Here is a 26,968-nt window from a genome sequence, read left to right on the forward strand (position 1 = left end):
AATGTGTGTAGGATTATCAGCTAAAGTGGTTCGCATCAGTGACGGAACTGCAGTGGTAGATGCAGGTGGTGCGAAAAGGGAAGTGTCTTCAGAGTTATTAGAAGATCTGGAGCCGGGCGATTACGTGATGGTGCACGCCGGAGTCGCAATTGCAAAGATCACAGAAGAAGATGATGAAGAGACCGATCAGCTTATGGAAGAACTGCTATAGAGCAGTGAACAGTGGGGTGAAAAGAATAAATGATGATGCAGGATATAACAAAAAATCAAACATCTGAAAGAAATGAGAAACAAAGAAAAACAGCGAGGGAAATCATCGAGCAGTATGATGGCCCCCCGGTTCGCATTATGGAAGTGTGCGGAACACATACACATGAGATCTTTCGCCTTGGAATCCGCAAATTACTTCCAAAGCAGGTGGAACTGATCTCAGGACCGGGATGTCCGGTCTGTGTGACACCGGTTAGGTTTATTGATGAGGCAGTGTGGCTTGCACTTCAAGCAGGTGTGACAGTCTGTACTTTTGGCGATCTTGTCCGTGTACCTGGAACAAAGATGAGTCTTGCGGGAGCGAGAGAAAAGGGCGCAAAGATCCAGATTGTTTATTCACCGGCAGATGCAGAAAAATATGCGAGGTTACATCCGGAGGAACAAGTCGTGTTCCTGTCCGTTGGTTTTGAGACAACAACACCTTCTTCTTGCTTATCAGTAAAGAAAGCGAAAGAAGAACAACTAGAGAATTATTCTATCCTGACGGCAAATAAGACGATGCCGGGAGCTTATGAAGCATTAAAAGGAAGTGCAGATGTGTTTCTTTATCCGGGACATGTAAATGCAATTACCGGAACGGCATTGTGTGAATCTCTGACAAAGGAGGGAGTCAGTGGAGTTGTAGCAGGATTTACTGCGAAAGAACTGCTGACAGCATTGGCTGTTTCATTGAAACGCTACCAGGAAGGAAAACCATTTTTTGTAAACTGCTATCCAAGAGTAGTAACAGCAGAAGGAAGCAAAGAGGCACAGCGTCTTGTAGATGAACTGATGGAATCCTGCGACAGTGAATGGCGTGGTCTTGGAGTGATTCCAGATTCCGGAATGAAGCTTCGTAAAGAGTGGGGAATGTTTGATGCAAGAGTGAAATATCAGATTCCGGAAATGGAAGGAAGAGCAAATCCGGCTTGTCGTTGCGGAGATGTTTTACAGGGAAAATGTAAGCCATCAGATTGCAAAGTATTTGGAAAAGTCTGTACACCGCAGCATCCGGTAGGAGCATGCATGGTTTCAAATGAAGGTGCGTGTTCCGCTTATTTCATGTACGGAGTATAGAAGAAAATAGAAATGGTTACTGTGAACAGTGACGGAAAAAGAGGAAATAATATGAGCGAAAAAATAGAAAGCCAGACAGTTACAATGGCACACGGAGCAGGCGGAAAACAGACTTCAGAACTGATCGACAAAGTATTTGCAGCACATTTTGCAAATCCGGATCTGACAGCAGATGATGCAGCCGTATTAAATCCGCCGGTTGGGAAAATGGCAGTGTCAACAGATGGATTTATCGTATCTCCGGCATTTTTCCCGGGAGGAAATATTGGAAAACTGTCTATCTGCGGAACAGTAAATGACCTGGCCTGTATGGGGGCAAAACCATTATATCTGACTTGCGCATTTGTGATCGAAGAAGGATTCCCAATGGAGAAACTGGAGCAGATTGCGGAGGCAATGGCTAAAACAGCGAAAGAAGCAGGTGTTCGCATCGTATCAGGAGACACCAAGGTCGCCGGAAAAGGACAGGTAGACGGAGTCTTTATCACAACAACCGGAATGGGACAAATTGAAGATGGCGTACAGGTTGGCGGAGAACTTGCGAAGCCAGGAGATGCAGTTATCGTAACCGGAGATATCGGCCGACATGGATGCACGATCCTTCTTGCGAGAGAAGATTTCGGAATCGAGGCAGATGTGAAGAGTGATTGCGCCCCACTTTGGAAGACGGTGGAGGCTGTTATGGACACGACACATGAACTTCATGTGATCCGTGATGCGACAAGAGGCGGTGTCGGAACTGTATTATACGAGATTGCAGGACAGAGCCAGATTGGAGTACAGATTGATGCAGCAAAAATCCCGGTAGCTACGAGGTGCAGGGAGTCTGTGGAATGCTTGGACTTGAACCACTTTATCTTGCCTGCGAAGGAACAATGGTGATCATTGCTCCGGCAGAACAGGCAGAAAAGATTGTAGAGACACTTCACAAGTGTCCATACTCTCAAAATGCAGCAATCATCGGAACAATCACAGAAGAAAACCCAGGCAAAGTTATCCGTATGACAGAAATCGGAACCCAGTCCCTCCTCCCACAGCCAGGTGGAGAACTACTTCCACGTATATGTTAAACCAGTTCCGAAATACGGAGAAATGAAGCGTAAACAAAATGCGGAAAGGAATCGAAATGGATACAAGAGTAGCAGTAATCTCCATAATTGTGGAAAATTCGGAAGCGATCGTTACACTGAATGATCTTCTTCATGAAGCCGGAAATTATATTATCGGGCGTATGGGGATTCCATATAGGGAAAAAGGAATTAATATCATCAGTATTGCAATTGATGCACCGCAGGATATGATTAGCAGCCTTTCCGGAAAGATCGGAAGACTCAAAGGTGTGTCAGCGAAGACTGCCTATTCAAACATTATTACAAAAGCGGAGGCACACAATGATTAAAATTGCAGTATATGGAAAGGGTGGGATTGGAAAGTCAACGACAGTCTCCAATGTAGCGGCAGCACTGGCTGAGCAGGGATTAAAGGTTCTTCAGATTGGATGCGATCCGAAGGCGGATTCTACGATTCTGCTCCGACATGGAGAAGAAGTTCCGACCGTACTTCATATGTATCAGGAAAAGAAACAGAACCTGAAACTGGAAGATATTGTGAAAATTGGATACAAAGGAATTGTCTGTGTAGAAGCAGGAGGCCCGACACCGGGACTTGGGTGCGCAGGACGCGGAATCATAACTGCATTGGAAAAACTCAAAGAGACAGGTGCTTATGAGAAATACCAGCCGGATGTAGTGCTTTATGATGTGCTCGGAGACGTTGTCTGTGGTGGATTTTCTATGCCGATGCGAAATGGGTATGCAGACAAGATCTTTATTGTTACATCTGGAGAAAATATGGCGATTCATGCAGGTGCGAATATTGCTATGGCGGTAGAAAACTTTAAGAATCGCGGATATGCCACACTGGGAGGGCTGATTCTGAATCGAAGAAATGTCCTGCGTGAGGAGGAGAAAGTAGAAGAACTGGCGGAAGATTTTCATACAAGTATTGTAGGAACTTTGACAAGAAGTGATCTTGTTCAGCAGGCAGAAGAACAGAAAAAGACCGTTCTTGAAGCATTTCCGGAAAGTGAAATGGCAGAAGAATATCGTATACTTGCCAAAGCGATCCTGATGAAAGTGAGAGAAAAACAAGAGGTGTCAAATGCTTAGAAAAGTTGGAGAATCAGCCTGGCCGATCAGTGAGAAAGATGCGGTTGTCAGCATAAAAGACGCATCCTATCCAATTCCGTTCCCACAAGGGCTGGAATTTAATTCACCGGCACATGGCTGTTGGAATATCGTTCATACTGGAATGCTGATTCCGGAAGCACATCAGATTTATGTCTGTGCGGACAACTGTATGCGGGGCGTTGTGCTTACTGCAGCAGAGATGTGTGAAGAAGATAGATTTTCCTTTGTGATCGTAGAGGAGCAGAATCTGTTAAGCGGAAATCTGGAAGATGTGACGATTGAAGGAACGGCAGATATTTTAAGAAAACTAAAAGAACGCGAGGAAAAGACGGGACAGAAAATGCCGAAGGCAGTTCTTCTGTTTACAGTATGCCTTCATCATTTTCTCGGATGCGATCTAGAGCGGATTTACAGGGAACTGGAGCAACGATTTCCAGAAATCAGATTTTTGAGATGCTATATGGATCCAATTATGCAAAAACATGGACCAACACCGGATCAAAAGCTTCGAAAAGCAATGTATGAACCACTGAATCCCGATCGGAATAAAATGGATACAAAACAGATTTCCATATTGGGGAGTGACTTTGCGTTAGATCTAAGCTGTGATTTAAAGGAATTGCTAGCTATAGCAGGATATAAAGTCAGAGAATTGCAAGATTGCAGCACATGGGAAGAGTATGAAGAATTGGGAAATGCGGGAACATTTCTCTGTTGTTATCCATCTGGAAAGTACGGGATTGAAACACTGGCAGAAAGATTAAGAAGAGCATTTCTTTATCTGCCACTTAGTTTTGATTATGAAGAAATCAGAAGCGAAGAAGAGACTCTGTGGAATTCTTTGGGAGTGGAAAGAAAGCAGATTCTAAGTGAATGGATGGAAAAGAAAATCGCACTTTGCGAAGAAGCGTTAAATCATGCAAAACAAATTATTGGAAATGCTCCAATTACGATTGATTATACTTTCCATCCGCGTCCACTTGGACTGGCCAGGCTTTTGCTGATACATGGATTTAACGTAAAGACTGTTTTTCTGGACAGTATAAGTTCGGAAGAAAAAGAAGTATTTGAATGGCTGAAAGTAAATGCACCAAAACTGGAACTTCGTGCGACAGTTCATGCAAAGATGCGTGTACTGCATGAAGCGTATCCTTCGGAAAAGACACTTGCAATCGGTCAGAAAGCAGCGTGGTCTACAGGAAGTCATTACTTTGTAAATCTGGTTCAGGGAGCCAGCCTGCAAGGATTTGACGGAATCCGAAGGACAGCGGAACTTATGGAAGAAGCATTTTTGAATGAAAAAGATCCGAAAACAATGATCGTAAGAAAAGGATGGGGGTGCACAAGCTACATATGAGACAATCATATCGAATCATACCGATTTATACTTCAGATGTATCAGGTGTCTGTTCTGCGCTTTATGAGTTGGGAGGCATGGTCGTGATGCACGATCCATCCGGCTGCAATTCTACCTATAATACACATGATGAAATTCGCTGGTACGATCAGGATAGCCTGATTTTTATTTCAGGTCTGACAGAGATTGATGCGGTCATGGGAAATGACGAAAAATTTTTATCAGATATCAAAGAAGCAGCACGTGAATTTCATCCGAAATTTATCGCACTTGTCAGTTCACCGATTCCATTTATGAATGGAACCGATTTTCCGGCACTGGCGAAAGTGCTGGAAATTGAAACAGGAATACCATCCTTTGCAGTGCCGACAAATGGAATGCATGATTATGTATATGGAGCAGGAATCGCATTCGAAGAAATTGCAAAAAGATTTGTTACAGAAAAGGAAGCAAGAGGAAACTATGCAAAACGGACAGTAAACCTGCTTGGAGCAACACCACTAGATTTTGGTCCATTTCCCAGAGTAGAAGAATTAAAAAATAATCTGGAGAAATGTGGATGGGAGATCCTTTCAACCTGGGCGATGGGAGACAGTTTGGAAGATCTTGTAAAAGCAGGAAATGCAGAGATCAACCTTGTCATGTCATCAGTTGGGCTGCGGGCAGCAAAAGCGTTAAAAGAAAAGTTTGGAACCCCTTATGTGATCGGAACCCCTTATAAAGAATATGCAGAGAGAATCAGTGAAGCTTTGGAAAAGAAAATACCTATGCCGGCATTGGAAGATCGAAAAGAATGGGAAAAGAATACAGCTATAGAAGATTGGAAATCACAAATAGTTACTCTGATCGGTGAGCCGGTTACAACAACATCTCTTGCAGCTTTAATTGAAAAAGAATATCACTATAAAACAAAGGTTCTTTGTCCATTAGAGGAAACGGATGGACTGATTGGAAGTCAGGATTTAAAAGTGTCTGGTGAAGAAGAGATGGAAAACGCCCTGAAAAACGCTCAGATCGTAGTAGCTGATCCATTGTATCACCCAATCTGCCCGGTTGAGTGCGAGTTTTATGAGAGAGCGCACATAGCATTTTCAGGGAGAATGTTTCTGAAAAATGAATAAATAGTGAATGGCCTGGATTTTTGAATTGTTGTTTTGATTCCTATGGATCCAGGTCGATTTTTATCATTGACAGCAGCAGTTTATTTTGCTATAGTTAATCCACATCAAAATCTCAGACATATATTTCTATATTTCATTTGTCTGAACATGTTATCGAAGAGATAACAATATCTCATTTTCAAGGCTATATCAGCAAGAGATTCCATTTTTGATGATTTAAAAACAAAAGAATAAAAACCAGGGAGGAACTGTCTATGGGAAAAGCAGATGTTAATGTCAATATCTGGCTAAGTGAAAAAAATCGATTCGCAAATTTATTTAATGGTGTGATTTATGGTGGAGAGAATGTGATATTGGCTGAAGATTTAGAAGAGGTAAATCCAGTCTCATCTGTTAATGTGAAAAACAGAGTAGGAAAAACGAAAAGTATGAAGAAATACCGAGACATTATTATGCGATGGAAGAACCAGGCGACGCTTGTACTTCTTGCGAATGAAGCACAAGATAAGATTCATTATGCTATGCCGCATAAAGTGATGCTTTATGACGGAATGGATTATGAAACACAGATTCGAAATAACTGGGAACGTTTTACAGAGGGCCGAAGGCAGGCTAAAAAAACAGGACAGCCGTTAGAACATCTTACAGCTGGAGAATACTTATCTCGTTTTCGAAGACAGATCGATTAACGCCGATTATTTCGCTCGTATTTTATTATGGATCAGAGCCGTGGGACGGGCCGGTGGACTTATATGACATGTTTCGATTAGAAGGAACGGAAAAAGAAAAAGCAATTCTTGAAAAATATCTTCCAAATTATAGGATTAATCTGGTAGATGCAGAACGCTTAGAGGAAATAGAGCGGTTCTCTGAGGATTTACAAGTGATACTAACTATGCTAAAATATAGAAAAGATAAGGATGGATTAAGAAACTATGTTAATGAAAATAAGAAATTCTTTCAAAAGGTTGACCATGAGACAAGTCAGGCGATGAAGGCATTTTTAAATATGAAACAGATACCAGGTGAGACCGAGAATGAGGAGGAGATAATCAATATGTGTGAAGCAATTCAAGAAATGTATGACGATGGCGTAAGAGATGGAATGAAGCGAGGAATCCAGCAGGGAAGGGATGATCTGTTAAAGGAAAAAGTAAAGAGAAAACTGCAGAAGCAAAAATCACTTGAGCAGATTGCGGATGAATTAGAAGAAGATGTCAATGTGATTCGGAAGATAATAAAAGAAGTACAGTGATACAGCATTTATTGATTCTTGTTACTGGACCGACAGGAAGTTTTGAATAATGAAAAAGACGGGATGACAGATCAATACTGTCACCCCGTCTTTTTCAGATACCACTTTTCTATCAGACCAATTATCGCATACAACAGCACTGCAATGATACATAGAATGCAGATACTCATCAGAAGCCAGTCAAGTTTAAATACCTGGCTGGAATAGATGATCAGGTATCCAAGTCCGCTTCTTGCGGCTAGAAATTCACCGATGATAACTCCGACAAGACAAAGTCCAATATTGACTTTCATATTACTGATGATTGCCGGAATGGAACCAGGAAGAACCACCTTGGTCAGCGCATGCCTGCGTTTTCCATGTAGTGTGTAGATCAGACGAATTTTTTCCTGGTCGATCGTAGAAAAACTGGTGTAGAGGTTCAGGATACTTCCGAAAATTGCAACGGACATTCCGGCAACAACAATGGTTGTGGTATTGGCACCCAGCCAGACAATAAGTAAGGGCGCCAAGGCAGATTTTGGCAGGCTATTTAGGACAACCATGTAAGGGTCAAGAATTTCGGAAAGTCCATGGAAACACCAGAGGAGGATTGCAATCAGAATGCTGGTAAGTGTGACCAGAAGAAAGCTGACAAGTGTCTCATACAGGGTGATTCCAATATGGTGAAAGACAGAACCATCCTCTGTCATTTTCAGAAAACAGGTTATGATACGGGAAGGGCTGCTGAAGATAAAGGAATCAACAACTCCGGTATCGGCACAGATTTCCCATTGTAACAGGAATAAGAAAAGAATCAGAATCCGCAGAAAGACGACCATCCGTCGGCGTCTGCGGAATTTTTTGAGAAAACGAAGATGCTCAGTTGTCATGGTTTAGCTCCTTCCAGATTTGATTAAAGTAGTGTTTGAATTCAGGTGCATTCCGCCGATTTAAAGGTGTGTCTTGTTCTAATTTAAAGAAAATCGGAATTTCGCAACGGACTTTGGCAGGACGGTTGGTGAGGACAATGACCCGGTCGGAAAGGCTGACTGCTTCCGATAGATCATGAGTGACAAGAAGTGCGGTCTTTCCACTCTGTCGGATAATCTGGCCGATGTCGTCGCTGACGGTCAGCCTGGTCTGATAATCCAGAGCGGAAAAGGGCTCATCAAGCAGTAAGAGTTGCGGATCAGGCAGCAGAGTCCGAATCAGGGCGGCACGCTGGCGCATTCCTCCGGAAAGCTGGGAGGGACGTGCAGAAGCAAATTGTTTTAAACCATATTGTTCGAGAAGCTCATACGCACGTTTTTTGGTTGCAGTATTTAGTGTGCCGCAGATTTCCGGACCGAGGGTGACATTCCGGTAAATACTGCGCCAGTCCAGTAAATGATCGTGTTGGAGCATATAGCCAATCAGGGGGGAATTTTCCTTGAGAGGGATACCATTTAACAGGATTTCTCCTGCATCTGGCTTCATCAATCCACAGATCAGGGAAAGAAGTGTAGATTTGCCGCATCCGGAAGGACCGACAACTGCTGTGAAGGTTCCAGGTTGCACGGAAAAGGAAAGATCAGATAAAGCCCTTGTTTCTGCGTCCAATGTGTGATAAGAATAATATATGTTATGAAGTTCCAGAAGAGAATTCATTGAAGACTCCATTTCAGTAGTAGTTAATGTTATGATATGTAAAAATAATCCTGAGAGTGAATCAATGAACATGTCAGGCGTTTTAGAAAAAAGGAATGATTGATCTGGAACAAAGATATAGGAGAATGATGAAAATGAATTTACAGAAAATCAATTATCAGAAAGAGCTGGAGAAGCTTCTGACAAGACTGGAAAAGGAAGAAAGAGTACCAACTCTTTTACTGCATAGTTGCTGCGCACCGTGCAGTAGTTATGTATTAGAGTATTTATCAAAGTATTTTAAAATCACCGTGTTTTATTACAATCCGAATATTTATCCGGAAAGTGAATACACAAAGCGCATCCTGGAACAGCAGAAATTGATTGAAGAGATGCATTTCCGCTATCCGGTATCATTTTTAGCTGGTAAATATGATCGCGACCGGTTTTATGAGATGGCAAAAGGGCTGGAAGAAGTGAGAGAGGGCGGTTCGAGATGCATGGGATGCTATGAACTTCGTCTGAAGGAATCCGCAGAAGTTGCAGTAGCCGGAGAATTTGACTATTTTACAACAACACTTAGTATAAGTCCGATGAAGAATGCGCAGAAGTTGAATGAGATCGGACAACGTGTTGGTGAAGAATATGGTGTACAATATCTGCTTTCTGATTTCAAGAAGAAGAACGGATATAAGAGATCCATCGAACTGTCCGGGATCTATGGTCTTTACCGTCAGGATTATTGTGGATGTGAGTTCTCCTATAAAGCACGTCAGGCAGAAAAATGTGTGTGAAATGACGGAAGAAGTGATTAAAATAGCAGAAAATAAGAAAAAATCTACAGAATTCGTCGAAATCAGGTATATTTTGCAAGTTTGTAGTAGACATTTGACACTTTAGTGTGATAAACTAATGGGCAAATACGATATAATAGAAAAGGGGAAAGGCAGATGGCACAGTTATGGGGCGGTCGTTTTACAAAAGAGACAGATCAGCTGGTTTATAATTTTAACGCATCCATCTCTTTCGACAAGAGATTCTATGAGCAGGATATCCGCGGAAGTATTGCACATGTGACAATGCTTGCAAAGCAGGGGATTCTGACGGAGGATGAGAAGAAACAGATCATTGATGGACTGAACGGGATCCGTGAGGATGTGGAAAACGGAACACTTGAGATTACAGATAAATATGAAGATATTCACAGCTTTGTTGAGGCAAACCTGATCGACCGGATCGGGGATGCAGGAAAGAAGCTGCATACAGGAAGAAGCAGAAACGACCAGGTTGCACTGGATATGAGACTTTATACAAGAGATGAGATTATTGAGTTAGATGCACTTCTTAAAGAGATTTTGGAAGTTCTTCTGAAACTGATGAAAGAGAATGTCGAAACTTACATGCCGGGATTCACACATCTTCAGAAGGCACAGCCGATCACACTTGCACACCATATGGGGGCTTATTTCGAGATGTTCAAGCGTGACAGATCCAGAATGAAAGATATTTATAAGAGAATGAATTACTGTCCGCTGGGAGCCGGAGCACTTGCCGGAACAACTTATCCGCTTGACAGAGAGTACACAGCAGAGCTTTTGGACTTTGCTGGGCCGACACTGAACAGTATGGATTCTGTATCTGACAGAGATTACCTGATCGAGCTTTTGTCAGCAATGTCAACTGTGATGATGCATCTGAGCAGATTCTCAGAGGAAGTGATCATCTGGAATTCCAACGAATATCAGTTTGTGGATATTGATGATGCTTACAGTACAGGAAGCAGTATCATGCCACAGAAGAAGAATCCGGATATTGCGGAGCTTGTCCGTGGTAAGACTGGAAGAGTTTACGGAGCATTGACTTCTCTTCTGACAACGATGAAGGGAATTCCGCTTGCTTATAATAAAGACATGCAGGAAGACAAAGAACTCGTATTCGACGCAATAGATACAACAAAAGGATGTCTGGCACTCTTTACAGGAATGCTTAAGACAATGAAGTTTAATAATGTACGCATGGAAGAGAGTGCGAAGCATGGATTTACCAATGCGACAGACGCAGCAGATTATCTGGTGAATCATGGAGTTCCGTTCCGTGATGCACATGGAATCGTGGGACAGCTCGTACTGTACTGTATTGAGCATAAGAAAGCACTGGATGATATGACAATGGAAGAATTCAAAGCGATTTCACCGGTGTTTGAAGAAGATATTTATGACGCAATCAGCATGAAGACCTGTGTGGAGATGAGAAATACGATCGGTGCACCGGGAAAAGCGGCAATGGAGAAAGTGATCGCTATCGAAGAAGCTTATCTTGTGACAGAGTAATGAATCATTACAGAGAACAAAAATAACGGAATGCTTTCTTTCATTATATAAAGAGAATTGAAAGAGAATGTTTGGATAGAAAAATAGAAAATAAGAAGAAAAGGGAGAAGAAAACAATGGAGCAGAAATTAAGAGTAGGTATCCTTGGAGCAACAGGTATGGTAGGACAGAGATTTATTTCTCTGCTTGAGAATCATCCATGGTTTGAAGTTGTAACAGTAGCAGCAAGCCCGCGTTCCGCAGGTAAGACATATGAAGAAGCAGTAGGTGACCGTTGGAAAATGGATACACCGATGCCAGAAGCAGTTAAGAAGCTGGTAGTCCTGAATGTAAATGATGTAGAGCATGTAGCATCTACAGTTGATTTTGTATTCAGTGCAGTGGATATGTCTAAAGACGAGATCAAAGCAATTGAAGAAGCGTATGCGAAGACAGAGACACCGGTTGTATCTAACAATAGTGCACACCGCTGGACACCGGATGTACCGATGGTAGTACCGGAGATCAATGCAGATCATTTTGAAGTGATCAAAGATCAGAAGAAACGTCTTGGAACAACACGCGGATTCATTGCAGTAAAACCAAACTGCTCAATCCAGAGCTATGCACCTTGCCTTGCAGCATGGAAAGAGTTCGGACCAAAAGAGCTGGTTGTTACAACATACCAGGCAATCTCCGGAGCAGGTAAGACATTTAAAGACTGGCCGGAAATGGTTGGAAACATCATCCCATTTATCGGTGGAGAGGAAGAAAAGAGTGAGCAGGAGCCGCTTCGTGTACTTGGTAAAGTAGAGAACGGAGAGATCGTGAAAGCAGAACTTCCGAAGATTACATGTCAGTGCGTGCGTGTACCGGTTCTGAATGGACATACAGCTGCAGTATTCATCAACTTTGAGAAGAAGCCTACAAAAGAGCAGCTGATCGAGAAGTTGGTTACATTCAAGGGATTCCCACAGGAAGCAGAACTTCCGAGTGCTCCGAAGCAGTTTATCCAGTATCTTGAGGAGGACAACCGTCCACAGGTAACAGAGGATGTGAACTACGAGCGCGGAATGGGCGTATCTATCGGACGTCTGAGAGAAGATACAATGTTCGATTACAAGTTCATCGGACTGTCTCATAATACAGTAAGAGGTGCAGCAGGTGGAGCAGTTCTCTGTGCAGAGGCATTGACAGCAAAAGGATATATCGCAGCAAAATAAGAAAATAGAAAAAGGCAGTGGCAGTACCAAAATCGTCACTGCCTTTTACGCGTGCTAGACCAGAGACAGAAATTGAGGCATTGAGAGAGGATAGATCACGCAAATATTTTATGAAATGGTAGTAAGAGGAGGGCCTTATGGAAAAGGAAAATAAGGGAAGAGCGATAGCGCTGCTTCCAATTGGAGTATTTTTAATTATTTTTCTCGGCGCGGGAATTGTGTTCCAGGATTTTTATGCGATGCCGGCAATTGTAGCTTTTTTGATCGCATTGTTTGTTGCATTTTTGCAGAATAAAGAATTGAGTTTTAACAAGAAGATTGAAGTAATTGCGAAAGGCGTTGGTGAGGAAAATATCATCACAATGAGTTTGATCTTCCTCTGCGCAGGAGGATTTTCCGGTGCGGTTACAGCAGCAGGCGGAGTAGACAGTACAGTCAATTTAGGATTGTCATTGATCCCGGCGCATTTTGCAGTTGCAGGTTTGTTCCTGATCGGATGTTTCATTTCGGTTTCTATGGGAACTTCCATGGGAACAATCGCAGCACTCGCACCGATCGCAGTCGGAATCAGTGAAAAAACCGGATTCGCACTTAGTATCTGTATTGGAGCAGTTGTGTGTGGAGCTATGTTTGGAGACAACCTTTCTATGATCTCTGACACAACGATCGCAGCAGTTAAGACACAGGGCTGTGAGATGAAAGATAAGTTCAAAGCGAACTTCTTTATCGTTCTTCCGGCAGCAATTATTACAGTTTTAATCTTCTGGCTGGCAACAAGAAATATGAGCTTCCAGCTTGAAGAGAATCTTAATTACAGCCTTTGGGAAGTTCTTCCGTATATGGTAGTTCTTCTTGGAGCACTTATTGGAATTAATGTATTTGTTGTATTGATCAGTGGAATTGTGATTTCCCTGATTGTAGGCGTAAGCATGGGACATATTGCACTTTCTGAGATGTTCCAGGTGGTAGGAAGTGGTGTAACATCAATGTATGATATCACAGTTATTTCTATTATTGTAGCATGTATCGTATCACTGGTTAAAGAGCATGGTGGAATTCAGTTCATTCTGAATTTGATCAAGAGCAATATTAATGGAAGAAGAGGAGCAGAGTTCGGAATCGCACTTCTTGCGCTTTTTGTTGATGCATGTACAGCGAATAATACGGTTGCCATTGTTATGACAGGTCCAATCGCAAAAGAAATCAGTGAAGAGTTTGATGTTGATCCGAGAAGATCAGCCTCACTTTTGGATATGTTTACATCTGTAGGACAAGGTATCATTCCATATGGAGCACAGCTTCTGTCAGCAGCAACATTGACTGGACTGACACCACTTCAGATCATTCCAAATCTGTATTATCCACTTCTGATGGGAGTATGTGGAATATTGGCAATTATTTTCCTTCCACAGAGCAGAAAGACTACAACAAATTAAAGTGGTAACTTAAAAAAGCAAAAATAACATATTTCCTTGTGGTATAAGAAAAGTTGTGTTATACTTGCAGACAAGAGTGATTTTCACTGGAAACTATAAGTAAGAAATCAAAATAAAAGAGGGATGTAAGGATGAATCTATTATACAAAAGCACCAGAAATTCAGACAAGACTGTTACAGCTTCACAGGCCATCTTAAAGGGACTGGCTGATGACGGAGGACTGTTCGTTCCTGTATCCGTTCCGAAGCTGGATGTAACAATGGATGAACTTAAAGACATGTCTTATCAGGAGACAGCTTATGCGGTTATGAAACAGTTCTTCACAGATTTTACAGAAGAAGAGCTGAGACATTGCATCAACAGTGCTTACGATTCAAAATTTGATACAGAAGTGATCGCACCGCTTGTAAAGGTGGGAGATACTTATCATCTGGAACTGTTCCATGGAGCAACGATCGCATTTAAGGATATGGCACTTTCCATCCTGCCGCATCTGATGATCACTTCCGCAAGAAAGAACCAGGTGAAGAATGATATTGTGATCCTGACAGCAACCTCCGGAGATACAGGTAAGGCTGCACTTGCAGGTTTTGCAGATGTTCCGGGAACAAAGATCATCGTGTTCTATCCAAAGGGAGGCGTAAGCCACGTTCAGGAATTACAGATGGTGACACAGAAGGGAGAGAATACTTCTGTTGTAGCGATCCACGGTAACTTTGATAACGCACAGAGTGGTGTGAAGGCAATCTTCGAGGACAAGGAGCTGGCAGCAGAATTAGATGCGAAGGGATATCAGTTCTCTTCAGCAAACTCCATCAATATCGGCCGTCTTGTACCACAGGTTGTTTATTATGTATATGCTTATGCTAAACTGCTTGAGAATGAAGAGATTCAGGCTGGTGAGGAGATCAATGTCACAGTTCCGACAGGAAACTTTGGAAATATCCTTGCTGCATACTATGCAAAGCAGATGGGTGTGCCGATCGCAAAACTGATCTGTGCTTCCAATGATAACAAGGTTCTCTTTGATTTCTTCCAGACAGGTGTTTATGATAGAAACAGAGAGTTCATCCTGACATCTTCGCCATCTATGGACATTCTGATCTCCAGTAACCTGGAGCGTCTGATTTACACGATTGCAGGACAGGATGCACAGAAGGATGCAGAGCTCATGACACAGCTGAAGGAAAAAGGGGTGTATGAGATCACAGCTGAGATGAAGGAAGGGCTGAAAGACTTTGTCGGAGGATTTGCGACAGAAGAAGAAGTAAAAGAGACGATCCATGACACATATAAGAAGACAGGATATGTAATGGATACTCATACTGCAGTTGCTGCACATGTATGTGCACAGTATCGTAAAGATACACAGGATGAGAAGAAGTGTCTGGTTGCTTCAACAGCAAGTCCGTACAAGTTCGTACGCAACGTTATGACAGCAATTGATCCAAAGTATGATGAGATGGAAGATTTCGCACTGATCGATGAGCTTGAGAAAGTATCAGGCTTCCCGATTCCAAATGCAATCAAAGAAATCCGTGATGCAGAGGTTCGTCATACAACAGAGTGTGACGCAGATCAGATGAAAGAGACAGTAAAAAATATTCTTGGGGTGTAAAAAATGGATAACAGCATGTGGGGATTTATAGGTATTTTCGTTCTATGTTGTGGAATTTACGCATTGTATTCCTTTGTTATAATGAAGGTAAAGGGTGAGATCAATGCATCAATTCTTCTGGGAAAAGATTATACTTATAAAAAATGTAAGGACAAAGAGGCTTATATTGCAAAGACCGCACCGGCACTTTTGGTCTTCGGACTGGTGTCTGTGATCTATGGAGTGATTGATGTGATTCACTGTTATGTTCATACAATGACAATAATAGATACAGTTGCAATGATTATTTTCCTTATTGTATTGATCTGGTTCGGTGTTTATACAAGAAATCTCAGAAACAGATATTATTAAAAATGTCAGTTCCGTTTCTTTTTGCTGACAGAAATGTAAAATCCACATATTTACAGTTGTAAAAATGATGTGGATAGAGTATAATAGCAATAGGTTAAGAAAGAAGAAATACCTGAAATGTGCGAGAACCCTGATATTTTGAACCTACATTATTTAAAAAGGGATTCCGATAAGACTGAGTAATATGCCAGGCCTCCGTTTTTGCAGTGGACGGCAGAAAAGCAGGATGAGGTTGCCCACCTAGCTGTGGCTAGGACTCAAAATACAGGGAACGGCATTTTGGGGATTAGACAAAAGATAAAGTTAAGGGACAGCTGAAGAGATTCGGCTGTCTTTCTTTTTTGCTTGAATATTGAGAATAGTTATGGTATTATCCATGAAGTAACAATTTCGTGACGGCTGAGAAGAAACATAAGGTTACTGTTCACTCCCGTGTCAATCACTCCGCTGATTGCACGGAGGATGCGTGTTTTACCTGAATGCATCTCGCCCCATCGCCAAAGGCGATTTAAAATGGCGAGATGCGTTGCTGGTCGCACTTCGTGTGAACAGTAACAATATAAGCCGTCCTGAGTATTTAACCTGGGGAGTTAAAGAAAATGGAGAAATTTAATAAGATAAAAGAGCGCGGATTGCGAATTGCAGCTACCGTGAGTTCGCATCATACGGGAGCTTTCGCAGCACAGGCGGCATATTTCTTTGTGCTTTCATTGATTCCTATCTTTATGTTGCTTTTAACAATGGTACAATTTACACCAGTGACGAAAGCGGATGTGATGGAGGCTGTACTTCCAGTATTTCCATCCACAGTCAGCCCAATGATTGAAAGCATTGTGAATCAGGTATATATGACTTCCGGTACGATCATTCCTTTGACAATCCTTGTGGCTTTGTGGTCAGCGGGAAAAGGAGTACTTTCTGTAACATATGGATTGAACTGCATTTATCAAAACACAGAGACGAGAAATTATTTTTACCTTCGCGCAAGAGCATGTATGTATACTTTTTTGTTCCTTGTGGCTATCATGCTCTCATTGGTGCTTTCCGTATTCGGTAACAGTATTAGTGTTGTAGTTTATGAACATGCACCGCTTATAAGTAAAGCAATTCATAAGATTATACAGTTGAGGATTTATTTCACACTTCCACTTCTGACTTTCTTCTGGGATTTGGTGTACAAGTATCTTCCAAACCGTGGCGCGGAAGGAAAGACGACTCTACGGAAACAATTGCCGGGTGCATTCTTTACAGCGTGTGGCTGGATGGTACTGTCCTTTATCTTTTCTGTTTATTTGGATATCTTTAAAGGATTTACCAATATGTATGGAAGCTTTACAACAATCATTCTTGTTATGTTGTGGTTATATGCGTGTATGTATATTATTCTGCTTGGGGGAGAAATCAATGCAATTTTAGAAGGAGTTAAAAGCAGAAAATAGGAAAAACACAAACTATTATAGGAGTTCATTTAGACTTGACAAAAAGAAATGCTGTGTTAAAATAATTAAGGTAAATTCACTTAGAATATGAAAAGTTTATTAGATTTGAAAAGCAAAGATCGTGCATAGTAGAGACCTGTTTTCTTGCAGAGAGAGAGAATCGTCGGCTGAAAGTTCTCTTAAGTTCAGATAGCGATCGAAATTCACACGTGAGCTGCATTTTTGAAAGGAAGCATCTGAGAGACAGTTGGAAGAACAGATTTGTCCGGATGTGATAAGTAGAGAATGCCGTACGTTGTACGTTACACAACTTAGAGTGCCTGTAGATCAGACTGCAGGAATCAGGGTGGTACCGCGAGTGATTCAGACCTCGTCCCTTTTGGGATGAGGTCTTTCTTTATGAAAACGTTCGTCCCTGATAAGTGAGTTAAGAAAGGAGAAAACGATGAAAGAAAGACTGGAACAGATTAAAGCGGAAGCAGTCGCAAGAATTCAGGAGGCTGACGTTCCGGAGAAACTCAATGACGTGCGTGTAAAGTTTCTTGGTAAAAAAGGTGAACTGACAGCCGTATTAAAAGGAATGAAAGATGTTGCACCGGAGGAACGTCCGAAGGTTGGACAGCTTGTGAATGATACGAGAGCAGCAATTGAGGAGCTCTTAGAGGAATCTAAGACAAGAATGGAGAAAGCAATCCGTGAGGAGAAGCTGAAAGCAGAAGTAATAGACGTTACACTTCCATCTAAGAAGAACAGTGTAGGACATAGACATCCGAACACAATCGCACTGGAAGAAGTAGAGCGTATCTTCGTAGGCATGGGATATGAAGTTGTAGAAGGACCAGAAGTTGAGTATGATCTGTACAACTTTGAGAAGCTGAACATTCCGGCAGATCACCCGGCAAAAGATGAGCAGGATACTTTCTATATTAATAAGGATATTGTACTTCGTACACAGACATCTCCGGTGCAGGCTCGTGTGATGGAACAGGGAAAACTTCCGATTCGTATGATCGCACCGGGACGTGTATTCCGTTCTGACGAAGTAGATGCAACACATTCACCATCCTTCCATCAGATTGAAGGTCTTGTGATCGACAAGAATATTTCCTTCGCTGACTTGAAAGGAACACTTGAAGTATTCGCAAAAGAGCTGTTTGGACCGGATACAAAGACAAAATTCCGTCCACATCATTTCCCATTTACAGAGCCAAGTGCAGAGGTGGATGTAAGCTGCTTTAAGTGTGGCGGCAAGGGATGTCGTTTCTGTAAAGGATCAGGCTGGATCGAGATTCTTGGATGTGGTATGGTTCATCCACATGTTCTCGAGATGTGCGGAATTGATCCGGAAGAGTATAACGGATTTGCATTCGGTGTAGGACTTGAGCGTATCGCTCTTCTGAAATACGAGATCGACGATATGCGTTTATTATACGAGAACGACATCAGATTCCTGAAACAGTTCTAGTGAGAACAGCAGAAAAACAAGCACGAGCGAAGTGAGTATTTGTTTTTCTGTTCGAACGGTGCGATAAAATCTTCAAGCGGCGCGAATGCGGCGCGGCAACGGCGTAGAGCCGTTGGATTTTAGAGCCTCCATTTTGAATAGAACAAAAAATAGAAATAAGGAGATATAAAATGGATACTTCATTATCATGGATCAAAGCGTATGTCCCGGATCTTGACGTGACAGCGCAGGAATATACAGATGCAATGACTCTGACAGGAACAAAGGTTGAAGGATTCAAGGAGTTGGATGCAGACCTTGACAAGATCGTTGTTGGTCAGATCGAGAAAATTGAGAAACACCCGGATGCGGATAAGCTGGTAGTTTGCCAGGTAAATATCGGTACAGAGGTAGTTCAGATCGTAACAGGTGCCAAAAATATGTTTGAGGGAGCGAAGCTTCCGGTCGTATTAGACGGTGGACGTGTTGCAGGCGGACATGAGCCGGGACAGAGAGTTGCCGGTGGAATCAAGATTAAGAAGGGAAAACTTCGTGGAGTTGCAAGTTACGGAATGATGTGTTCCATCGAAGAACTTGGTTCTACAAAGGAGATGTATCCGGAACAGCCGGAGAATGGTATTTACATTTTCCCGGAGGATACAGAGGTTGGAGCAGATGCGATAGAGCTTCTTGGTCTTCATGATGTTGTTTTTGAATATGAGATCACATCAAACCGTGTAGACTGCTACAGTGTAGTAGGTATCGCACGTGAAGCAGCTGCTACATTTAATAAAGAATTTAAACCACCGGTTGTGACAGAGACAGGAAATGATGAAGATGTCAATGACTATGTGAAGGTATCAGTAGAGAACACAGATCTGTGTTCCAGATACTGTGCAAGAGTTGTTAAGAATATTAAGATCGAGCCATCACCGAAGTGGCTGCAGCGCAGACTTTCATCTGTTGGAATCCGTCCGATCAACAACCTGGTTGATATTACAAATTATGTAATGGAAGAGTATGGGCAGCCGATGCATGCTTACGATTTGGACACACTTGCAGGACATCAGATCGTAGTTAAGAATGCACAGGATGGAGATAAATTCGTCACATTGGATGGACAAGAAAGAACAATGGATAAAGATGTTCTTATGATCTGTGACGGGGAAAAGGCTGTTGGAATCGCAGGAATCATGGGTGGAGAGAACTCTATGATCACAGATGGCGCGAAGACAATGCTTTTTGAGGCAGCATGCTTTGATGGTGTCAATATCCGTAAATCCAGCAAGCGTGTCGGACTTCGTACAGATGCTTCCGGTAAATTCGAGAAGGGACTTGACCCGAACAATGCAATGGCTGCACTGAACCGTGCATGTCAGCTTGTAGAAGAGCTTGGAGCTGGTGAAGTTGTCGGAGGAGCAATCGACGTATACAGCAAGAAGAAAGAGCCTGTACGTGTTCCATTTGATGCAGAGAAGATCAACCGTATGCTTGGAACAAATATTTCTGAGGAAGAGATGCTTGGATACTTCAAGAAGATTGATCTTGATTATGATGCAGAGACAAAAGAAGTGATCGCACCGACATTCCGTCACGATCTGTTCAGATTAGCTGACCTTGCAGAGGAAGTTGCAAGATTCTTCGGATATGACAATATCCCGACAACACTTCCATCTGGAGAAGCTACAACAGGTAAGCTTCCGTTTAAGCTTCGCATCGAGCAGGTGGCAAGCAATATCGCTGAGTTCTGTGGATTCAGCCAGGGAATGTCTTATTCCTTTGAAAGCCCGAAGGTATTTGATAAGCTTCTTCTTCCGGAAGACTCAGAACTGCGTAATGCAATTCCGATCATGAATCCACTCGGAGAAGATTATAGTATCATGCGTACAACATCATTAAACGGTATGCTGACTTCTCTTGCAACAAACTATAACAGAAGAAATAAGAATGTTCGTCTGTACGAGATGGGAAATATTTATATTCCGAAGGAGCTTCCACTGACAGATCTTCCGGATGAGAGAATGCAGTTTACACTTGGAATGTATGGAGAGGGAGACTTCTTTAACATGAAGGGTGTGATCGAAGAATTCTTCGAGAAGATCGGTATGAAGGGCAGAGAGAAATACGATCCGAATGCAGGAAAGTCATTCCTTCACCCGGGACGCCAGGCAAATATCATTTATGACGGAAAAGTAGTTGGATATCTCGGAGAGGTTCATCCGGAAGTCGCTGACATTTATGGAATCGGTGAGCGTGCATACGTTGCAGTTCTGGATATGCCGGAGATCATTCCATATGCTACATTTGACAGAAAATACACAGGAATTGCTAAATATCCTGCAGTAACAAGAGATATCAGTATGGTTGTTCCAAAAGAGATTCTTGTTGGACAGATCGAAGATGTGATCGAGAAAAAGGGTGGCGCTCACTTAGAGAGCTACAACCTGTTCGATATTTACGAGGGTACTCAGATCAAAGCTGGATTTAAGTCTGTTGCATATTCTATCGTATTCCGTGCAAAAGACAAGACACTGGAAGAGGCTGAGATTACAGCAGCAATGGGTCGCATTCTTTCCGGTCTGGAAGAACTTGGTATTGAACTGCGAAAGTAAGAAGAGAGGGTAAGAGGATTGAAAACAAGTGATTTTTATTATGATCTTCCAGAGGAACTGATCGCGCAGGATCCTCTGGAGGACCGATCTTCCTCCCGACTGATGATGCTTGATAAAGAGACAGGAAAGACAGAGCATCATGTATTCCGTGAGATTATTGATGAACTGAATCCGGGTGACTGCCTTGTCATCAATGATACAAAGGTTATTCCGGCCAGATTGATCGGAGCGAAGGAAGAGACTGGAGCGAAGATTGAAGTACTTCTTTTGAAACGTGGGGCAGATGATGTCTGGGAGACATTAGTAAAGCCTGGAAAAAAGGCAAGACCGGGGGCCAGAATCAGCTTTGGTGACGGTTTGCTTGTCGGAGAGGTTCTGGATGTAGTGGATGAAGGTAATCGTCTGATCCATTTTGAGTATGAAGGGATCTTCGAGGAGATTCTGGATCAGTTAGGACAGATGCCGCTTCCGCCGTATATCACACATCAGCTTCAGGACAAGGATAGATATAATACAGTCTATGCAGCGCATTCCGGTTCAGCGGCAGCACCGACAGCCGGACTTCATTTTACGCCGGAGCTTCTGGAAGAGATTCGTGCAAAAGGGGTAGAGATCGCACCGGTTACACTTCATGTCGGACTTGGAACGTTCCGTCCGGTGAAGGTAGATGATGTGGAGCATCACCATATGCATTCAGAATTTTATATGATTACTGAAGAGTCTGCACAGAAGATCAACCATGCAAAAGAAGCAGGACATCGTGTCATCTGTGTCGGAACAACAAGCTGCAGAACAATCGAATCCGCTGCCGATGAGAATGGAAGATTAAAAGAATGCAGTGGTTGGACAGAAATCTTTATCTATCCGGGATATCAGTTCAAGATTCTGGATGCGTTGATCACGAACTTCCATCTGCCGGAATCTACACTGATCATGCTTGTTTCTGCATTAGCCGGAAAAGAGCATGTGATGGCAGCGTATGAGGAGGCAGTAAAAGAAAGATATCGTTTCTTCAGTTTTGGGGATGCGATGTTCATACGATAGAAAGGGACAACCTATGTCAGAAAATGATTTTATCATTGTAGATGAAGAAGAGACAAACAAGGAAGACAACAGACAGGACACTGGCAGGGAAGAAGAAAAAAAAGAAGTGACAACTTCTGACCATTCTGAAAAAGATGATGACGGATATGAGAGAATATGTTTTATTTGTCATCGCCCGGAGAGTGTGACTGGGAAGATGGTTGAGCTTCCGAATAATATCGCAGTATGCCCGGATTGTATGCAGAGAAGCTTTGATATGATGAACAATAGTTCTATGGATCTAAGCAGCATGATGAAGATTCCGGGAGTACATTTTATGAATCTTTCTGATCTTGAAAATATGCAGCCAAAGGCACAGAAGATCAAAAAGAAGAAGAAAGAGCCGAAAGAATTTAAGCAGCTGGATATTAAAAAGATTCCGGCACCACATAAGATCAAAGCACGTCTGGATGAATATATCGTTGGACAAGAGTATGCAAAGAAAGCAATCTCTGTTGCAGTTTATAATCATTACAAACGTGTAGCAACAGGAACAATGGATGAGATTGAGATAGAGAAATCAAATATGCTCATGATTGGGCCTACAGGATGTGGTAAAACATATCTGGTTAAGACACTGGCGAAGCTTTTAGATGTGCCGTTGGCGATTACAGATGCAACATCTCTTACAGAGGCAGGATATATCGGTGATGACATCGAAAGTGTTGTTTCCAAGCTTCTTGCAGCAGCAGACAATGATGTCGAGCGTGCGGAACAGGGAATCATTTTTATCGATGAGATCGATAAGATTGCCAAGAAAAAAACTTCCAGTCAGAGAGATGTGAGTGGTGAATCTGTGCAGCAGGGAATGCTCAAACTCTTAGAGGGAAGTGAAGTTGAAGTTCCGGTAGGCGCGAACAGCAAGAATGCGATGGTTCCACTGACAACAGTAAATACAAAAAATATTCTGTTTATCTGTGGAGGTGCATTCCCGGATCTTGAAGACATTATCAAAGAGCGTCTGCAGAAGAAAACGTCGATGGGATTCAATGCAGAACTGAAAGATACAGTCGAGCATGATGAAGAGCTGCTCTCTAAGGTGACAATTGAGGACTTAAGAAAATTCGGTATGATCCCGGAGTTCTTAGGACGTCTTCCGATTGTATTTACATTAAAGGGACTCGACAAAGAGATGCTTGTCAAGATCTTAAAAGAGCCGAAAAATGCAATTTTAAAACAGTATCAGAAGTTGCTGGCATTAGACGAAGTGAAGCTTGAGTTTGATGACAGCGCATTAGAAGCAATTGCAGAAAAGGCAATGGAAAAAGATACCGGAGCCAGAGCACTGCGTGCGATCATTGAGGAATTTATGCTGGATATTATGTATGAGATTCCGAAAGATGATAATATTGGAGAAGTAACAATTACAAGAGCTTATATAGAAAGTACCGGCGGACCGGTTATTCAGTTGAGAGGCCAGGCAGTACCGAGATTAGATGGATAAAGTGAGATTTTAGAAAGAGAAGTTTTGTTCAAAAATCTGAAAACTGATTGGGGAATTAGTTTAAAAAAATCACAAAAAGGAAGAGAGAAAAATGGACACATACAGATACTTACTGGATTTAGCAATTATTCTTATATCTACAAAATTACTTGGACTATTAACAAGACGAGTACAGATGCCGCAGGTTGTTGGCGCACTTCTGGCGGGATTGATCCTCGGACCGGCAGGATTTGGAATTCTGGCAGAGACTTCATTTATCCATGAAGTTGCAGAAATCGGAGTTATTGTTCTGATGTTTACTGCAGGTATGGAGACGGATATCAAAGAGCTGAAAGCAAGTGGAAAAGCTTCTTTTGTTATTGCGCTTTGCGGTGTTATTGTTCCGCTGATCGGCGGTTATGCAGTGGCGTGGTTCTTTAACCGGCCGAGTATGGCAGGAAGTAACCTGTCATCCCCTATCGTTCTTCAGAATGTCTTTATTGGAGTTGTACTCACAGCAACGTCTGTAAGTATTACAGTAGAGACATTGAAAGAATTAGGAGCATTGAAGAGCCGTTCAGGAAATGCAATCCTTGGTGCTGCGATCATTGATGACGTTCTCGGTATTATCGCACTGACAATCGTTACAAGTCTTGCAGATGATTCTGTAAAGCTTGGAATGGTTCTGATCAAGATCATTGGATTCTTCGCATTTTCAGGTGTTGTCGGATTCATTTTCTATAAGATGTATAAGAAATGGGTTGACGGAGCTGAGAAGGAACTGCATCGTCATACGATTATTGCGTTTGTATTCTGCTTGCTTATGGCATTTATCGCAGAAGAAGTTTTCGGTGTTGCAGATATTACAGGTGCATATATCGCAGGATTAATTATTTCCAACGTACAGAGATCTACTTATCTGGAGTCTAAGTTTGATACGTTGTCTTACCTGCTTCTGTCACCGGTATTTTTCGCAAGTATCGGTCTGAAGGTAAACCTTCCACAGATGTCAGTATCCATCATTATGTTCGCAGTTGTTCTTACAGTTGTGGCAGTTCTTACTAAGATAGTCGGCTGTGGACTTGGTGCAAAGCTTTGTGGTTACAAGAACTATCAGGCAAAACGAATCGGAGTGGGAATGATCTCCCGTGGTGAGGTTGCCTTGATCGTAGCAAGTAAAGGTTCCGCACTCGGACTTATGAGTTCTTCCATCTTAGGACCGGTTATCGTGGTGGTTGTTATTACAACAGTCATCACACCGATTCTTCTGAAAGTAGTGTTCGCTCCTGGAACAGGACCGTCAACACAGGTAGAAGCTGCAAAGAAGGTTACAAGCTACTATGAGAATCGAGAAGATAACAGATAGAACAAAAGAGAAAAGAATCGATAAAAGATATTGTAGAAACTTTGAGGTCATGGGACAGTTAAAGCTGTCTCATGACCTCAAATGTGTTATAGAGGTTTAATTGTCCGTATCCCCATTCACGGTTAGGGTATTCCATACTGTCTGGTCGGATGGCTCCAAGAACAAGAAGGCTTTTGATCTGGAATACATCGATGCCGGGCATTTTGCGTTCATAGAGCTGCCATTCTAACATAAGTGCGACTGCCCCGGCGGTGATAGCGGCTGCGGCGCAGGAGCCGCTGCGCACGGCAAAACGGTCTCCTGGAAGAGCTCCTTTGATATTAATCCCGGGAGCAGTGATGGAAGGATTTTCAAAGCTTGTTCTTGTATAGCCGCGTCCGGATGCCTGGGCGACTGCACCATTGCTGCCGTCGTAATAAGAGACCGTCAGAGGACTAGGGGCATTGGCCGGGTTTGTAAGAGTCGTGTAAGGATCTGATTCAAGGAAATAGACTTCTCCGTCTAAAAATTCTGTGACAGGAAGCCAGATATGGAAATCACCATTAATCAGGCGGGTCGGTTCTACGATGATTTTCCAAATGCCTTCTGCCGGAGTACGGAAACGGAAGAAGATGAGTTCAGAGCTTGCTTTTTCGACCAGAAGCCGATAGTCAACAGAGACGCGAGTCTTTTCAAAGAGAAAATCAATGTCGGCGCTTGTGCCTACATGAAATGGAATTTTGGATGTATTTTCCCCGGACGGTGAAATAATTGAAATTGAGAAGAGATTGGGAATCAGTACCCAAAGTTCTAAAGTGAATCCGGATACATTTTCACCAACTCGGATTTCTACAGTTTTACGGTCATTTTCTGACTGGATCGTATTGAAATAATGATGACGTTTGTCTGCTTCATTTCCCGTGCCAACCACAGCAATCCGGTCGGGCATCAGACTGTAGCTGCCAAGTAATGCGGGAAGCGGAAGCGTGCCGACATGACCGCCAAGATTAGAGCCTATAGTGATACACATGACAAGTGGAAGCCCCAGTTCATCTGCCAGATCATTCAGATATTTTAATCCAAGGATCAGATCTGTTTCCTGATAGCAGACGGCTGTTTCCGGGATGCAGTAATAATCCCGCAGATATTGCTTCGCTTGTTTTAATTTGACAACAGCGAGAGTAGATTCCGGAGCGGCTCCCAGAAACTGTTCGTCAGCGTCAGCATTTCCGGCAGCGAGACTGGCAATATAAGTTCCATGTCCGTCGATATCGACAGAAGGGATCTGTGACAGTGGGGAATCAGAAGAAAGTGCCAGATCAATCTCTTCCTTACGGTATTCACTTCCGTAGAAGAAGTCTCTGGGTGGAGTTCCGCTTTGGATAGTCTGATCCCAAATTGCCGCAATTCGCGTGGTACCGTCCAGATTGCGGAAAACTTTGTTTGATAGTCAATCCCGCTGTCAAGAAATCCAATCAGAACTCCTTTTCCTTTTAATTGAAGTGCCGGATAGTTCTGCACGGGAAGGATGCCGGTCTGGTTCAATGTCTCCATAGCGACAGGAGCAAAACAATTCGGAATGGAATTGTAAGAAAAACGCGCCAGAGAGATTGGCTCTACAAGTTCTTTGGAAAAGTAAATGCACTGATATCCAAGCCCGGCATCCTGGGTACATGGATCTTTTTTCAGAAGTTCATTGAACAGTGGAGTGCGCAGCGGATTACTGATGAAGTCGCGTGTATCTTCGGAGAGTATCTGTTCCCTGCAAGTTTCAAGATCATTCATAAGATGACTCCTGAGTTGAGTTGTAGAAAGGATATGCAAGAAG

Annotated in this window: 26 protein-coding genes, 1 other RNA gene and 1 other annotated feature; of the genes, 23 read left to right on the plus strand and 4 right to left on the minus strand. The window is 42.6% G+C overall.

Annotation, left to right across the window (positions count from 1 at the left end; genetic code table 11):
* Position 1 precedes the first annotated feature (1 nt).
* The 10 genes from DXB52_RS06440 (at position 2) to DXB52_RS16845 (ending at position 7,248) form a co-directional block, all read left to right on the plus strand.
* Positions 2–211, plus strand: coding sequence for a HypC/HybG/HupF family hydrogenase formation chaperone (locus DXB52_RS06440; protein ID WP_015527775.1), 210 nt, complete (start codon positions 2–4; stop codon positions 209–211).
* A 29-nt stretch (positions 212–240) separates the two neighbouring features.
* A complete protein-coding gene (hypD, locus tag DXB52_RS06445) occupies positions 241–1,326 on the plus strand; it encodes a hydrogenase formation protein HypD (RefSeq protein ID WP_118106781.1) in 1,086 nt (361 codons plus the stop codon).
* A 51-nt stretch (positions 1,327–1,377) separates the two neighbouring features.
* Entirely contained in the window at positions 1,378–2,208 is an 831-nt protein-coding gene (hypE, locus tag DXB52_RS06450; protein WP_472519996.1) for a hydrogenase expression/formation protein HypE, read from the plus strand.
* Complete coding sequence (locus DXB52_RS16835) at positions 2,160–2,396, plus strand: AIR synthase-related protein (protein WP_472519997.1); 237 nt, start codon at positions 2,160–2,162, stop codon at positions 2,394–2,396. Before hypE ends, DXB52_RS16835 begins: the two co-directional genes overlap by 49 nt.
* Before the next feature lie 56 nt (positions 2,397–2,452).
* Positions 2,453–2,725, plus strand: a complete 273-nt coding sequence (locus DXB52_RS06455) for a TM1266 family iron-only hydrogenase system putative regulator (protein WP_118106805.1) — start codon at positions 2,453–2,455, stop codon at positions 2,723–2,725.
* Positions 2,718–3,494 carry a nitrogenase iron protein NifH gene (locus tag DXB52_RS06460; RefSeq protein WP_118106782.1) on the plus strand — a complete coding sequence of 259 codons (777 nt, stop codon included), beginning with the start codon at positions 2,718–2,720 and terminating at the stop codon, positions 3,492–3,494. The genes DXB52_RS06455 and DXB52_RS06460 overlap by 8 nt, the downstream gene beginning before the upstream one ends.
* The gene (locus DXB52_RS06465) at positions 3,487–4,872 is read left to right on the plus strand and encodes a nitrogenase component 1 (RefSeq protein ID WP_118106783.1); all 1,386 of its coding nucleotides are present in this window, start codon (positions 3,487–3,489) and stop codon (positions 4,870–4,872) included. The genes DXB52_RS06460 and DXB52_RS06465 overlap by 8 nt, the downstream gene beginning before the upstream one ends.
* Positions 4,869–5,993 (plus strand): nitrogenase component 1, encoded by a 1,125-nt coding sequence (locus DXB52_RS06470; protein WP_118106784.1) that lies wholly within the window; start codon positions 4,869–4,871, stop codon positions 5,991–5,993. The genes DXB52_RS06465 and DXB52_RS06470 overlap by 4 nt, the downstream gene beginning before the upstream one ends.
* 254 nt (positions 5,994–6,247) lie before the next feature.
* On the plus strand, positions 6,248–6,682 hold the full coding sequence (locus DXB52_RS16840; RefSeq protein ID WP_472519998.1) for a hypothetical protein: 435 nt from the start codon (positions 6,248–6,250) through the stop codon (positions 6,680–6,682).
* An 8-nt stretch (positions 6,683–6,690) separates the two neighbouring features.
* The gene (locus DXB52_RS16845; RefSeq protein WP_472520000.1) at positions 6,691–7,248 is read left to right on the plus strand and encodes an Rpn family recombination-promoting nuclease/putative transposase; all 558 of its coding nucleotides are present in this window, start codon (positions 6,691–6,693) and stop codon (positions 7,246–7,248) included.
* An 80-nt stretch (positions 7,249–7,328) separates the two neighbouring features.
* Here the strand turns inward: DXB52_RS16845 and DXB52_RS06480 are convergent, their stop codons facing one another.
* Positions 7,329–8,120 (minus strand): ABC transporter permease, encoded by a 792-nt coding sequence (locus DXB52_RS06480; protein WP_118106785.1) that lies wholly within the window; start codon positions 8,118–8,120, stop codon positions 7,329–7,331.
* Entirely contained in the window at positions 8,110–8,877 is a 768-nt protein-coding gene (locus DXB52_RS06485; RefSeq protein WP_117539553.1) for an ABC transporter ATP-binding protein, read from the minus strand. The genes DXB52_RS06480 and DXB52_RS06485 overlap by 11 nt, the downstream gene beginning before the upstream one ends.
* Before the next feature lie 134 nt (positions 8,878–9,011).
* On the opposite strand from DXB52_RS06485, the gene DXB52_RS06490 reads away from it, so the two are divergent.
* The 13 genes from DXB52_RS06490 (at position 9,012) to DXB52_RS06550 (ending at position 25,161) form a co-directional block, all read left to right on the plus strand.
* The gene (locus DXB52_RS06490; RefSeq protein WP_118106786.1) at positions 9,012–9,650 is read left to right on the plus strand and encodes an epoxyqueuosine reductase QueH; all 639 of its coding nucleotides are present in this window, start codon (positions 9,012–9,014) and stop codon (positions 9,648–9,650) included.
* A gap of 156 nt (positions 9,651–9,806) precedes the next feature.
* Positions 9,807–11,186 (plus strand): argininosuccinate lyase, encoded by a 1,380-nt coding sequence (argH, locus tag DXB52_RS06495; RefSeq protein ID WP_118106787.1) that lies wholly within the window; start codon positions 9,807–9,809, stop codon positions 11,184–11,186.
* Positions 11,187–11,302: 116 nt separating this feature from the next.
* Positions 11,303–12,388, plus strand: coding sequence for an aspartate-semialdehyde dehydrogenase (gene asd / locus DXB52_RS06500; protein ID WP_118106788.1), 1,086 nt, complete (start codon positions 11,303–11,305; stop codon positions 12,386–12,388).
* A 137-nt stretch (positions 12,389–12,525) separates the two neighbouring features.
* A complete protein-coding gene (locus DXB52_RS06505) occupies positions 12,526–13,824 on the plus strand; it encodes a Na+/H+ antiporter NhaC family protein (RefSeq protein ID WP_118106789.1) in 1,299 nt (432 codons plus the stop codon).
* A gap of 131 nt (positions 13,825–13,955) precedes the next feature.
* Complete coding sequence (gene thrC / locus DXB52_RS06510) at positions 13,956–15,443, plus strand: threonine synthase (RefSeq protein ID WP_118106790.1); 1,488 nt, start codon at positions 13,956–13,958, stop codon at positions 15,441–15,443.
* Positions 15,444–15,446: 3 nt separating this feature from the next.
* Positions 15,447–15,794, plus strand: coding sequence for a hypothetical protein (locus DXB52_RS06515; RefSeq protein WP_117861498.1), 348 nt, complete (start codon positions 15,447–15,449; stop codon positions 15,792–15,794).
* Positions 15,795–15,900: 106 nt separating this feature from the next.
* A non-coding RNA gene (gene ssrS / locus DXB52_RS06520) (6S RNA) lies at positions 15,901–16,084 on the plus strand.
* A 309-nt stretch (positions 16,085–16,393) separates the two neighbouring features.
* Entirely contained in the window at positions 16,394–17,233 is an 840-nt protein-coding gene (locus DXB52_RS06525) for a YihY/virulence factor BrkB family protein (RefSeq protein ID WP_117539542.1), read from the plus strand.
* 106 nt (positions 17,234–17,339) lie between these two features.
* Positions 17,340–17,614 (plus strand) — a binding site (T-box leader).
* A 64-nt stretch (positions 17,615–17,678) separates the two neighbouring features.
* Complete coding sequence (gene pheS / locus DXB52_RS06530) at positions 17,679–18,698, plus strand: phenylalanine--tRNA ligase subunit alpha (protein ID WP_015527792.1); 1,020 nt, start codon at positions 17,679–17,681, stop codon at positions 18,696–18,698.
* Between the two features lie 170 nt (positions 18,699–18,868).
* Complete coding sequence (gene pheT, locus DXB52_RS06535; protein ID WP_118106791.1) at positions 18,869–21,289, plus strand: phenylalanine--tRNA ligase subunit beta; 2,421 nt, start codon at positions 18,869–18,871, stop codon at positions 21,287–21,289.
* Between the two features lie 18 nt (positions 21,290–21,307).
* On the plus strand, positions 21,308–22,333 hold the full coding sequence (gene queA, locus DXB52_RS06540; protein ID WP_118106792.1) for a tRNA preQ1(34) S-adenosylmethionine ribosyltransferase-isomerase QueA: 1,026 nt from the start codon (positions 21,308–21,310) through the stop codon (positions 22,331–22,333).
* 13 nt (positions 22,334–22,346) lie between these two features.
* Positions 22,347–23,816: an ATP-dependent Clp protease ATP-binding subunit ClpX gene (clpX, locus tag DXB52_RS06545; RefSeq protein ID WP_118106793.1), complete on the plus strand. Its 1,470-nt coding sequence runs from the start codon at positions 22,347–22,349 to the stop codon at positions 23,814–23,816.
* A 91-nt stretch (positions 23,817–23,907) separates the two neighbouring features.
* Positions 23,908–25,161: a cation:proton antiporter gene (locus tag DXB52_RS06550; protein WP_117569669.1), complete on the plus strand. Its 1,254-nt coding sequence runs from the start codon at positions 23,908–23,910 to the stop codon at positions 25,159–25,161.
* 58 nt (positions 25,162–25,219) lie between these two features.
* Here DXB52_RS06550 and DXB52_RS06555 read toward each other — a convergent pair whose 3' ends face one another.
* Both DXB52_RS06555 and DXB52_RS16850 read right to left on the minus strand, forming a co-directional pair.
* Positions 25,220–26,410: a S8 family peptidase gene (locus tag DXB52_RS06555; protein WP_472520001.1), complete on the minus strand. Its 1,191-nt coding sequence runs from the start codon at positions 26,408–26,410 to the stop codon at positions 25,220–25,222.
* Positions 26,302–26,925, minus strand: coding sequence for a hypothetical protein (locus DXB52_RS16850; protein ID WP_472519999.1), 624 nt, complete (start codon positions 26,923–26,925; stop codon positions 26,302–26,304). Before DXB52_RS16850 ends, DXB52_RS06555 begins: the two co-directional genes overlap by 109 nt.
* Between the last annotated feature and the right edge of the window lie 43 nt (positions 26,926–26,968).

The organism is Ruminococcus sp. OM04-4AA (assembly GCF_003462585.1).
GTDB classification, from domain to species: Bacteria; Bacillota; Clostridia; order Lachnospirales; family Lachnospiraceae; genus Mediterraneibacter; species Mediterraneibacter faecis.